6 protein-coding genes and 1 pseudogene are annotated in these 11,965 nt (G+C 61.2%); 2 read left to right on the top strand and 5 right to left on the bottom strand.

The genetic code is table 11. The features are described from left to right. The 5 genes and pseudogenes from ACQ4WS_RS19730 to tssF all read right to left on the bottom strand — a co-directional run. Positions 1–465: pseudogene (locus ACQ4WS_RS19730) on the bottom strand (virulence factor); the annotation flags it as partial. Positions 466–788: 323 nt separating this feature from the next. Further along, positions 789–3,038 (bottom strand): T6SS effector phospholipase Tle3 domain-containing protein, encoded by a 2,250-nt coding sequence (locus ACQ4WS_RS19725; RefSeq protein ID WP_436478757.1) that lies wholly within the window; start codon positions 3,036–3,038, stop codon positions 789–791. A 23-nt stretch (positions 3,039–3,061) separates the two neighbouring features. Continuing rightward, complete coding sequence (locus tag ACQ4WS_RS19720) at positions 3,062–5,806, bottom strand: type VI secretion system Vgr family protein (protein WP_436478756.1); 2,745 nt, start codon at positions 5,804–5,806, stop codon at positions 3,062–3,064. A gap of 47 nt (positions 5,807–5,853) precedes the next feature. Further along, positions 5,854–6,882, bottom strand: coding sequence for a type VI secretion system baseplate subunit TssG (tssG, locus tag ACQ4WS_RS19715; protein ID WP_436478755.1), 1,029 nt, complete (start codon positions 6,880–6,882; stop codon positions 5,854–5,856). Then, positions 6,843–8,675, bottom strand: a complete 1,833-nt coding sequence (gene tssF, locus ACQ4WS_RS19710; protein WP_436478754.1) for a type VI secretion system baseplate subunit TssF — start codon at positions 8,673–8,675, stop codon at positions 6,843–6,845. The genes tssG and tssF overlap by 40 nt, the downstream gene beginning before the upstream one ends. Before the next feature lie 295 nt (positions 8,676–8,970). Here tssF and ACQ4WS_RS19705 point away from each other — a divergent pair, with 295 nt between their 5' ends. Both ACQ4WS_RS19705 and ACQ4WS_RS19700 read left to right on the top strand, forming a co-directional pair. Next, positions 8,971–11,211 carry a serine/threonine protein kinase gene (locus ACQ4WS_RS19705; RefSeq protein ID WP_436478753.1) on the top strand — a complete coding sequence of 747 codons (2,241 nt, stop codon included), beginning with the start codon at positions 8,971–8,973 and terminating at the stop codon, positions 11,209–11,211. After that, the gene (locus ACQ4WS_RS19700) at positions 11,208–11,768 is read left to right on the top strand and encodes a hypothetical protein (protein ID WP_219114833.1); all 561 of its coding nucleotides are present in this window, start codon (positions 11,208–11,210) and stop codon (positions 11,766–11,768) included. Before ACQ4WS_RS19705 ends, ACQ4WS_RS19700 begins: the two co-directional genes overlap by 4 nt. The last annotated feature ends 197 nt before the right edge of the window (positions 11,769–11,965 follow it).

The raw sequence follows: 11,965 nt of genomic DNA, 5'->3' as shown, positions 1-11,965 counted from the left end.
CGCATCCCAGTTCATGGCCCAAACGGTTTCCTTGGGGTGGCTTTGCAGATAGTCGAGCGCGGCGGCCAAGGAGGTAAAACCAGCGTTGGGGCCGCCCGTGGTGATGCGGACGTCGGGTGGGGTGGAGCGGGTCCAGAGGGTGGGAGAGTGGATGTTGCCGATGCTAAAAGTCCTTGCAACTCTTTTGCGCACAAATGCTATCGTTTCTACCGGATCGAGCTTACCTTCTGGCAGGGCATATTCGATATGGATACCAGCCAACTCTCGCCAGCGTGACTTGTCCTCGGCTGAATGAACATTGTAAAAATATTCTGGATCAGAGTAATACACGTCATGGTACAAGTTCATTAATTCATTAATGTATTTTTCATGGTATCCATCGAAAGTTTCGGTGCCTTCATTGCCTACGGCAATGGAGGCAATACTTTGCAACTTAGAGTATTTTTCAGGTTTCTCTTTTAACATGTCATCGTTCGGATTCGGTCGCGCCAGGCCGAGGGTCCAAAGTAGCTGCCACTCAGTTGGATAGTCTCTACGGTGTAAAGGGTTTAACCATTGCAACCCGACAACCTGAGCTAGAAATGGTCGCTGCGCTAAAGATCTATTAATAGGAACGACAGGAGTCACTATATTTTTCGATGTACGTAAACGGGCGCATGCTGACAAAACTAAAACAATCAGAAATGCACCTAGTATAGATAACAATATAGGCCTAGCCATGACATGATCTCCAACAAGATAAAATAGTTATTTAATATTTATGCATTTATATAAAATTTAGTTTCCCTTCATGAAAATGCTCGCTCACCGGAATTAGGACGAGAATCAAGCGCAGGGTTCTCTCTCACGTCAACTATGGATACAGGAAGATTACCTTCTCCACCAGTCTGCTGAGACCATTGAGTGATGGTCAAACCATGCAATTTCCCATCATTAAAATATTCTTCGAACAATTTAGCGGATTCAGTATTATTTAGCGCTCTCAACAACCGCCAATCCGCCGCCACCCGCAACCTGCGCAGCTGGTCCGGCTTGATGCGGCACACGCCCACCGCCACGTCATACGCGAGCGCCCGCTCCGCGTGCATGGGGTTGGTCAAGATGGTGGAATGGTCGGTGGCGTAGGCTCCGGCCTGGCTGGACATCATTTCCTCTATCCGCGTGCTGCGCCATGCTTGGTATTCGGCGTCGGGCGTGGCGTTGGGCATTTCCTGCTGGACTTTTTGACCTGCGGGACTCTTCCCTTCCCGTACGGCCTGCGCGCGTATCACCGCGCGCTGCTCGAATCGCAGGCGCGCCTCGTCATCGGCCGTGCCCCTGGCGCTGTCCATGCGTTTGGCTTCGCTTTTCGCCGCCTGCCCCTGCAGGCCACCGGGCGGGATGGCATGATCGGCAAGGTAATCGTCGCCGGCAGCGCGCTGCTTGCCCGCCTGGCGCGATTCGCCGGGTGGCTCGTAGCCCTCGTCGAATTCCTCGCTTGTCTGGCCAAAGCGCAAGGACTGCGGCTTGAAGGGCGGCAGCAAGTCGGGCGCGCTCAGTTCGATTTTCCAGTCTTTGTGGGGCGAGGCATTGCAGGGGCTGCGGGCCAGGCCTGTTGCCACGATAAACAAAGGTGCCAATCCCACCGTCAGGATGGTGGAAAAGGCGCCCTGGCTGGCCTCGACGCCCTGTTTGATGGAATACGACGCATATTTTTGCGCCGGAAACCAGAAGTCCTTGCCGCCCGGCGCAGGCTTGCGCCAGTGATCGCTCCAGTAGTGATAGCTGCCCTGCTTGCCCACCTCAAACCCCTGGGCAAACACGCGCTGCACGCACACGCCTGCGGCCTCGGTGGCCGCCAGTTCGCCGCCGTCCTTGCTGTCCTTGGCCAGCGAGCCGGACAGGCCGCGCCAGCCGATGCCCTCGATGGCGACGGACGACACCACCACGTCGTGCGGATTGCAATAGATGGTCACCCTGCCATACGATGATTTCTTGCCGCCGCGCGCGGCGCCGGCAATCCCGTATTGCTCGCGGTCCGCGGCGGCGGAAAAACCGTGCTGCGCGTTGGCCATGCAGCGGTCGATTTCCCCGTCTGTCTGCGCCTCGCCCAGGCTGGCGCGCTGGCCGATGATGGCAAAGAAGTTTTTCAAGGTGGCTATGCGCGCCTGCACCGTCACCCTGCCCGTGCTGCCGTCCGCCGCGCGTAGATTGCTGGCCACCCAGTTCTCGGCGCTATTGCGTTTCGCCAGGCTGTACGGCGAATTGCAAATGACATAGTTGTCGGCCACGCAAGGAAAGCTGCCCTTTACCTTGGGCAGCTTTGCGCCCAGAAAGGCGGCCGCCATCGCCACCATCGTGCCCTGGCTGTGGCACACGATGGTGACGGGCACATCGGCCTGCTGCTGGCGGATGGCTTCGACCAGCCGGGCCAGACGATAGGCGGCCAGCACGAAATACGCTCGCGGCGGGCAGCTATACACTTGCCGTTCCGGGAAAGGATTCATGTGCTGGATGGTGTTCCACAAGAATAAATCCTCGCTCAGCCCGTCCTTCCACAAGTCGGCCAGCGCGCTGCAGCCATTGGCAAACGGCCCGCCGCCCCAGTAATCCTGTTCGTTCAGGTAGATGCCCTTGCCGTATTTTTGCAGTTCCTCGCCGGAAGCCTTGTAGCCCCAGCGAAAACGGATCACGGGAGAAAAAGTGCCGGCATCGCGGATCAAGGTGTCGGCCGACATTTCTGGATGGAGAAAGCCTTCGGCCGTGATCTCGGCGCCATAATTGACCGCCTTCAGTTCGCCGCCCTCCACGCCACGGTGCTGCAGGTGATGGCAGGAACGCTTGAGGCGCTCGTTGAGGCCGTTGCACAGTCCCTCTTCGGCTGCCGCGTACCACTCGCCATCGGAATTGACGCCGTGCACGAAGATCACGATGCCGGGCAGCGGCAACTGCTGCAGCGTGTCCCGGTCGCTGCTCTGAAAATTGGCGCTGCAGGAAAACTGACCGAGGATATCGATGTCAGGGTCGTCGCACAGCGGCGGGTGGGGATCAAACTGCATGGTGTGGTCTCCAATGTCGGGGTTCAGGAACGGCGGCGGAAGAAAAATCCCTTCAGCCGCTGCAGGTGATCGGTTTCCACCTTCGGCCCGCGCCCATCGGCGCCGCTGACGCCCATCATGGGGACGTCGCCTTCGCGCTCGATGTGCACTTCCACGCCTTCGACGGGCAAGCCATCGGTGGGACGCAGCAGGCGCGGCACGCGACCCAGTTCGCCTTCGCCGAAGGTGGGCAGTGCCGCCTTCATGCTGGCAGGGCCGTTCCAGTGATGGCCATCGGTTTTGACCGTCAGCGCGCCCGGCCCGCCCAGTTCCACCGCGCCGCCCGACAGTTTCAGGTAGGCGCCGCCCGCCGTCATGAAGGTGATCTCGTCCTGCGCCACGCCGACCAGGCGCGTGCCCGCTGTCAGGCGGATCTCCTTGGCGGCGTCCGCCTGCAGAAGATCGTGCTGGCTTTGCAGCAAGAACTTGCCGAAATGGGCCACCTGCACGATGCCGTCCTGGTGCGCGAACAGGGAAATGCCCTTGCCCGCGTTGACGTTACAGCGCTGGGCCGCGCTCAGTTGCAGATGCTGCTGGGCCACCAGGTCGATATTCGCGCCCGCGTTGCCGCTGATGGTTTTAGGGGTACTCAGCGCCACGCCCTCGGGCGCCGTGATGCTGACGGCGGGCTGGTCGGCGGCAATCGCCGCTCCCAGCGCCTTGCTGCCGGCCGCGTCCAGCGCCAGCGCCTGGTGCTGGGCGGCAAACTCGCCCAGGGAGCTAAACAATTCCAGGCATTCTTTCATCACGGCGGCATGCTCGCTGCCGTCGAGCTGCTTGCCGCTGGCGCCCAACTGTTTCCAGGCCGAAATCAACAGCGAGCGGGCCGTGCGCACGCTGCCGCTGGCGTCGCTGCGCAATTCAAAGCCGTCGCCGCGCTGCAGACCTGCCCCGTCGCTGCGCGGCTCGGTCAGATAGCCGAGGTTCAATTGCGTGGCCGCCTGATCGCTGGCCAGTTGCGCGCTGATTTGCGACGGCGTGTCGTCAAAGCACAGCTGGTTGCCGCGCCCGCCCCGCACTTCGCGGCTGCGCATGCCGGACAGATAACGGTTGCCGGGCAAGGCGCCGCGCGCGCTCAAGCCCGGCGGCGCGCCCACGGCGTTGTACAGCTGACCGACGATGATGGGCCGGTCCGGGTCGCCGCCGAGAAAATCGATCAGCACTTCCGCGCCGATGCGTGGCAAGCTCACCGTGCCGCATTGTTTGCCGCTGCCCGGCCCATTGCCGGTCCAGCTCGATGCCACGCGCACCCAGGCCGAATCGCGCTCCGTATCGGAGGCGCCGGAAGCGTTGGCATGCGCGTGGTCCGGCGCGCGCGTGGCGCCAAAGCGCACCTTGACACGCCCCAGCGCATCGCAATGCACTTCCTCGCCAGCAGGCCCGACGACCAGCGCGCTTTGCAAACGAACGGCGGGGAAATCGCTGCGCGGATCAAAAGCGGGCACGATGGCGATGCCGCGCCGCACGCAGGTAAAACGGTTGCGGTAGCGCAAGGCCGGCTGGCCATCGGCGCCCGTGCCTTGCGCCAGGCCGGCATCGCACTGCCAGCCGCTCTGCGCAAACAGGCGTCCGACCCGGGCATCCAGGCCTGTCGGCAAGTTATTGCTGGCCGCAACGCTCAAGGCCGTGATGACGAAACTGCGCTCGGCCACCGGGTGGCTGTCGATGTCGGCATGCCCTTCCAGGCTGAACCACTGGCCCGCGCAAAAGTCGCGCACGCAGCCTTCGCCCTGGAAACACTTGCTGTCCATGTCGTGGCGCGCCATCGCCAGCTGGCCCAGTTGCCGCAATTCGTCGTGGCTAGCAGCGGCCAGCGGCGGCTCCACGATATAGTCGTCGAGACTGGCTGCCAGGCGATTGCCATTGCCGCCCTGATCCACGCCGCCGTGCGACTGCGTGGCCATGAACTGCGGGCTGTGCGGGTGACCATCGTCCCAGCTGTAACGTTCGGACTTTCCCGATTGCAAGCGGCGCACGGCGCTCCAGGCCGTCACGGTATCCCTTTCCTCGGTGGCGTCATCGCGGTGATAGCGTACCGTGCCGGCCGCGTTTTGCGCCAGGCGGCTGGCGTCGTCGAACAGCAGCAGGGCATGCACGGGCGTGGAGGTGGCGTTCGGACTGGACGGCGCTCCCGTCTGGAAACACCAGGCGATGCCGCGGCGCCTGAGCAGGCGGCGGATAAAGGCGGCATCGGATTCATTGTGCTGCATGGTGCATTCGCGCACGGGCAAGCTGCGCGCCGCCAGCGCCGCATCGATGGCGAGATCCAGGCTGGCGGCGAGTACGCTATTGCCCTGCCGCCACTCGTCAAACAGCAGCTGCACGATCTGCAATTCATTTTTATTGCGAAACACCCGCGTGTTGATGCGCTTTTCCAGCAACGCCAGGCCGTCACGCAGCACCAGCTGATAGGTCGCCAGGCCGCCGTCGCTTTGCCCGGCGCTCGCTTCGGCGACGATGCCGCAGACCCTGCGCAGCTGCCCCTGGTCGGTAACGATCTGCAATTCGGCCGGCACGGCGATGAACTGTTTCAGCGGCAGCTGCGCCTCGGTGGCCACGCACAGGATGCGGTACTCAATCCCGCCGCAGATGGCCTCGCTGCCGCTGATGCGCTGCGGTAGCAAGACATCCTCATTGATGCCCTCCGGGTAAGCGAGGCGCAGCCGCAGAGCACGCTTGTCGGCGGTCAAGGCCTTGTCCACGGCCAGCCATTGCGCGAAGTCTTCCATGGTTTTCTTCCTTCCAACAATCAGCGGGGTCCATCAATAAGACGGTCTCAGGCGGAACCATCGAATCGAATGTCGTAATGCATGTCGTCACGCTCACGGGTTGGCAGCTTGTCGGCCAAAAAGGCATCCTCCGCCAGGCAGGCGCCCATGCCCAGGACGCAGGTGCGCACATCTTCCCGGCGCAGCACCAGGCGTATTTCAAAACTCATGCCAGGCAAGCCAAACAGGCCCAACATCTGACGCAGGGCCAGCGCGCCTGGCCGGCCGGGCAAGAAATCCTCATAGACACGGCGCGCCAGCGGCCCCAGCACCAGGCGCACGCGCAAGTCGGCGCGCCGGCAGCGCTCGCCCAGCATGGCACCTTGCCCCAGCCCGGCATGCGCGGTGGCCAGCAAGGTACGCTCCTGCGGCGCGCGCCGGAACCAGGCGCCCACAAAACGCTGCAAGCGCACGGGTACGCCGAAATATTCGGCCAGCAGCGCCTGCATCACGTCGGCCGCCACGGGCCGGTGCCGCAGCAAGGCCGCATAATGGGCCAGCACATGCGCTGGCAAGCCATCCGTCAGCTGGGCCGCCTCGGCAGGCCAGGCGCCCGCCAGGGCCAGTTGCAAGGGCAGGAAATCGCCGCCGTCGGCATCCTGCTGGCATTCGATGCGGTAGCGGGCCCAGGCCTGATAAAACAGGACCAGCGCGCGGTGCGACAAGGTGTCGAGCCAGGCACGGGGGCCGCCATCGCCCGTCTGCCGCTCGTGGCGGGCGAGCGTTTCCGTGTAATGCAGCGGCAAGTTGCCATGCACGCCTAAAAAACCCAGCATGGCCGCCTGCACATGCACCTGCGTCTCGCCATCTGCTTCCTGCTCCAGCCACAGCTGTTCGATTTCGCCCGGCGCAAATGACAGCGACGCGCTGCCATGCAGGCGCAGGCAATCCTCAAACACCTGCTCCTGCGAAATGCCCTGCTGCATCAGCCAGGCAGACAGCAGGCGCACCGCCTGAAAGAAGCCTGTGCCGGACGGATCGGCCAGCAGGCGCGCGACTACACCAGCGTCTGGTTTCCATTGCGTGGCAGACAGCACAGCAACTCCTTTCCAGTCTTTTGCGACAAGACGATCAGGCGGGTAAACGAGGCCAGGTGCACATACAGCCCGAGAAAGCGTTCGATCACCTGGGCAAAGGCATGCAAACCGCTGCCGACAAAGGCTTCTTCGTCGACGGACAACAGGACGTCGATGCCGAAGACCAGGCTGCCGCCCGCCTCATCGTGCAGCCAGGTACTTGCGGCGCGCTGGCGCAGTCCCGTCAAGCCCGCGATCTGGCGCGCGGCACTGGCCGAACCGGGCAAGTTGTACAACTCGAGTATTTGCTTAAAGAGCGGCAAGCCCTGTTCATTCAGCGACTGATGGTTCAAGGACAATTGCGCGATCAAGCGCCTATGCGACGCCGCACCCGCAGGGAAACGGCACGGCGCGCCGGGTTTGCGCAGCAGGCGTACCGGCAAGGCGCTGGCCACACCGTCATGGCGCAAATCACCCGCGGCACTGCCGAACACCAAACGACTTGGCAAATCGCGGTTGCTGCAGGTCAGCATGATGGAGACCGTTTGCGTCGCGTCGCGCAGCGGCTGCATGGCGCCATCAACAAAGGCGATACGCATGTCGTAACCAGGATTGCTCAGCGCCATGTCTTCGTCGCGCCGCATCACCCAGTAGCGCCCCTGGCGCCCGCCCGCTTCGCCATGGCGCATCGAATAGAAAGGGTGAAACGGATCGATTGTGCCACCGCTCTCCGTTTCACTGAGGACATGCACGCTATCGACCTTGTAAATATCGTAGCAATGCGCCTGCCGCACCGATGGCAGCAGCACATGCTCGGCGCTCGCGTGCGTCAGGCGAATGGGATTGGCCGCCTGGCGGAACAGGTTGACGACGGGAGTGCATCCCGTCAGCAGATGCCTTGCGGACAGGGTCCGCAGGATGCGCGCGATATCTGCATCGGCCTGCAGGTCGGCCAGCAGCAGGTGTATGGTGCAGCGCCGGCAGGCTGGGGGCAGGCGCTGCTGCAGCGCGGCCAGGTCCAGGTCGAGGAAATTGAATTTGTCCGGAAAGGCAAACCATTCACCCAGCAGGCGGTAAGCGGGATGCGAGGCAGCCATGGCCGGCATCAAGGCATCCTCGGCGGCAAAGCCGACCGGATGCAAGGGCACTGCGTCCAGCGCCTGCCAGACGCCGTCGACTTCCACATAGGCACAATGCGCACGCAGGAACAGGCTGTCGCGCAAGGTGGCGCAAAAGGAAGGCTCGCCGTCGAGGAACAGGCGCAGCGCCGGCAGCGCGAGCCTGTCCAGAGTGGACGTGGCGCCCGTCGCTTCGAGCGTGATGCTGATCGCCGCCCCCATATCCGCTGGCAGGCGCACTGCTGGCGGCGCCGCCACGATGGACTGGAAACGCACCTCGGACAGACGCAGCGGCGCCACAACGACATCGTAGGCGGTGGTGAACTTGCAGGCAACGCCCTGATGTTCCGCAGCATGCATGAGCGTGCCGCGCGGGATCACGGCCAGTTCGCTCACCGCCGCAAGGTCGTTATCGATGCGGGCAATGGCGCAGGCAGGAAACGGGCGCAAATAATGAGGAAAGTTCACTTCCAGCAAGGTTTCGCTGAAGGTGCCAAAGCCATCGGCAAGCCGCTTGGCCGTACGCGCATTGAACATGGCAAAGGCCTGCAACATGCGCGCCAGGTGCGGGTCGCCCATGTCGCCGCCCAGGATGCCCAGCGCGCCGGCGATGGCCGGATAGCGCCGGGCAAACGCCTGATTGTGCGCATGCAAGGCGCCCAGTTCGCGCTCGTAATATTGTAGCAACTCATCCATGCCCGCCCCCTTCTCCTGACCGGCACGTGCCAGTACAGCCCCGTCTGCATTATTGAGGAAGCGGGAAAGAGGAATGTGAGTTTGAACAATATTGCGCGCATGCGTCGGCAAGAAATGTTATTCCGGCGCTGGCACAGCAACTTTTGTTCACTCCTTGCCAATATTAATTGACTTATTCTAAACAATAGTTTTAAATCAGGAAGTTACTCAAAATCAATCATCTTGAGCATGCAGCCATCGCATTGAGCCTCCCGATGCTGGATGCCCACGCTGATGCACTCTGAAGCCAAGGTATATGGAACTGCTCGACCCCCTGCGTCAGACCCCGTCGCAAGACGACACTATCAGCGGGCACTACGAAGTGCGCCGCTTGCTGGGCGAAGGCGGTTTCGGCCATGTATTCGAAGCCTGGGATGCCAAGCTGTGCCGTAGCGTGGCGCTGAAGCGGCTGAAACCGCAAGCCGACGTGCTGCATCCGGAAAAACTCATCAATGAAGCGCGCCTGGCCGCCTCGCTCAAGCATGCCGCCTTCGTGCGCATCTTCGCCATCGAGGGCCAGGGCACGAGCCAGTCCATCGTCATGGAACTGGTCGAAGGCCAGACCCTGGGCCAGTTCATGCACAGCGGCAAGGCCGACCTGCAAGCCGCGCTCGACATCGCCTACCAGATCGCCGACGCCATGGACGAGGCGCACGCCATGGACCTCGTGCACGGCGACCTGAAACCGTCGAACCTGATGCTGGAGGCGGATGGCAAGGTGCGCATCCTCGACTTCGGCCTGGCGCGCCACATCGACCCGCAAGCGACGCAAACGACCACCCTGTGCGACTTGCAGGGCACCATCGCCTACATGGCGCCCGAGCGCCTGATGGGCCGCCTGCCCGACACGCGCGGCGACGTGTATGCCTTGGGCGCCATGCTGTACGAAATGCTGGCCGGCCAGCGCCACTTCGCCCACCTGAACGGCCTGGCCCTGGCCGCCGCCCACATGCAGGCGACGGAGCCGTGGCCCGACCTGCCCGACTCCGTGCCGCCCACCATCAACGCCCTCGTGCGCGCGATGACGGCGCACGACCCAGCCGAACGGCCACGCACCATGCGCGACGTGCGCGAGGCGATGGGGATGCAGCGCGGCGAACCGCTCACCTTGAGCATGCCCCTTGCTGAAGAGACGCCTGCGAAGGAAGAACCGCCCGCCACCGTCTCCATCCGCCTGCCCCTGCCGCGCAAGCGCACCCTGCAGTGGGGCGCGGGCGTGGCGCTGCTGGCGGTGCTGGTGGGATGGCAGCTGCCCAATATCATTCCTGCCGTCAAATCGTTCATCACGGGTGAAAAGGCACCTGCGCCGTATTCGGAAATGGCCAGCATGGCGGCGGGGATGGAGGCGTTGCGGGTGTTTGATCGAGATAGCAGCCAGGAACAGGCGATCAAACATTTCAGTACAGTATTGCAACACAATGCATCCAATGCGGCAGCGTCAGCCGGGCTGTCATTGGCATACGCCCTGCGCTATATAGGCAATGGCCGCGATATGGTCTGGCTGAAGCGTGCGGACGCCAGCGCCCAACAGGCAATAGCATTGGATAATCAATTAGCGCTCGCCCATGTGGCACATTCCTGGGTCCTGGAGTTCCAAGGAAAACAGGAAGATGCTCAAATTGCAGTGTCCAAGGCATTGAATCTGGATCCGCAAAACGTACTGGGCCTATACGGAAAAGCAAGGTCACTGGTCTTTACACAAAAATTTGAACTGGCAAAAAAATTACTCGATAGCGCAATAACCCTGCATCCCAAAGAGCGACTTTTTCCTATCATGCAGGGAATCATGATGTATAAGCAGGCCGATTATGCAGGTGCAGAAAAGGCATATCGAAAAAGCATTGAACTTGATCCGCAATCGGTGAACGGATATGCCTATCTAAATGCCGTACTGCTGCGTCAAGATCGCAATGACGAAGCGTTACGCGTGCTTCAACAGGGCCTGCAATTCCAGCCGCATTGGGAGTTGTACACAAATCTAGGCACGTCACTATTCGCCAAAGGCGATTATTTAGGTGCAGTGCAGGCATTTGAGAAATCGGTTGGTTCGGCCAAGGGTAATCCGGGAACCTATCAGCTATGGGCGAATCTTGCAGATGCACAACGCTGGATACCAGCGCAGGCCGCAGCGTCGCAGCGCTCGTACCGGCGGGCCATTGAATTGCTGACCCCACTCTTGGCCCTCATGCCGGAAGACGCCACCCTCAATTCACGCATGGCAATGTACCTCGCTTATGTAGGTGAAAAAAAAGCGGCAACGATGAGGATAGAAAAGGCCCTTGGCATCGCCCCAAAACTATCCGACCTACAATTTAGAGCGGCCCTGACATATGAGTTAACGGGAAACCGCGACGCAGCCTTGGCGGCATTACTAGAAGCGAGCAAGCTCGGCTACCCTATCAACCTGATCGAGTCCGCGCCCGATTTATTGAACCTCAAACGAGATGCTCGCTATCAGCAATTTATTATCCACTTGAAAAGAGACCTTAAGACATGACGCCTGTCAGCCCTTGGATGAAGTTATCCGTACATTTTGATGCAGACCAGATTACCAATCAGCTCGACTATAATTTCACTTCCTGTGACGGTACGGCCGATCCCCGCCATGGGCCCTACATGGGCGGTGTGCACTTCCAGAAAGGCCAGCATGTATACTTGGATGTCACTTGCTGCGGCTCCAAGGAAAGCGGTTTCACGTCGTTCCAGATCGTTGATTGCTGCATCATCACCGTACCGCAATTGACGCAGATTGGCCCCAAAGTACCCACGATTTATTCGCCGCCATCGCCGTTCTTGCAAGCCGTGGGCGCTACTTACCATTTACCGTTGGACTTCGAGATCCAACAGCTGTTGGGTGAACCAGATCAAGCTCCGCTGCACCGCATCCGCCAGGAATGGAAACACAACCTGGACGTAGGCTATGCTGCTGGCCGTTGGGAATTGTCTTTCGTCATGACCGTGCGCATCATGCGCGGTGAAGATGTGCAGCCAGAATTGCGCGTCTTCTCTTTCGATCCGGAAAGCTCAGTTGGCGGAACGTCGACCTACGGCTAATATTGCCTTTCCTTACATCCAAGGCACGACTCGATTCGTCATTCGGCTTTCATCGGCATTTATATCGATAGCGTGAGTTCATGACGACATACCTGGCCAGTACGGCGTTCTGGCGAGAGCTAGCTTGCCATTACCTGCCGCCGGTAAGTAACCCAAGCCGCGCCCCCACCGGCGCGGCTTTTTCACACCCGCACGCA

It is taken from the genome of Janthinobacterium leeuwenhoeki (assembly GCF_051380795.1).
Classification (GTDB): Bacteria; Pseudomonadota; Gammaproteobacteria; order Burkholderiales; family Burkholderiaceae_D; genus Janthinobacterium.
The sequence above is the reverse complement of the archived record's forward strand: the minus strand, read 5'-3'. Positions and strand labels throughout refer to the sequence as shown.